Genomic DNA, 457 nt, shown 5'->3' with positions numbered 1-457 from the left:
GTACCGCTGGCGGGATATGCCGGCGTGCGTCGAGACAGTAAGCCGGGTCGCGCGGCAGCAACGATCGGCCGTTGACGCCGTGCCTTTCCATTGTGATCCAGTGCGGTCGAACATACCCCTCTTCGAATACGTGAACACGCACCCCCGATGCGCGAGCGATCTCATGCATCGGCCGGTGGATCGCACGGCAGTCGCCAAACAGAAGCACATCCGTCACTCCATTGGTCGCAATGGCATCGCGATACCACGCAACCAGGCCTTCGGGTTCGTCGCGATAGTTCCAAGCGCTTTCCGAACCTTGATACGCGAGATCTCCGCCGCAAAAATTCACACGCCGAACCTGGTGGCCCCGCTGGCCGAGACCGGCAGCGAGTCGACCAAAAAAAGGAGAGGCCGTGCCTTGCAGGGCAAGGAAGAAGCGGGACATACGATTCTTATCTGATTGAGTTATGAAGGC

At 59.5% G+C, this 457-nt stretch carries 1 pseudogene; it reads right to left on the bottom strand.

Annotation, left to right across the window (positions count from 1 at the left end):
* Positions 1–427 (bottom strand): annotated as a pseudogene (locus J5M73_RS31335) (capsule biosynthesis protein CapA); the annotation flags it as partial.
* Between the last annotated feature and the right edge of the window lie 30 nt (positions 428–457).

The sequence above is a fragment of the Pseudomonas sp. 50_B genome (genome assembly GCF_017491625.1).
GTDB classification, from domain to species: Bacteria; Pseudomonadota; Gammaproteobacteria; order Pseudomonadales; family Pseudomonadaceae; genus Aquipseudomonas; species Aquipseudomonas danubii.
This window is presented reverse-complemented; position numbering and strand designations above follow the sequence as displayed.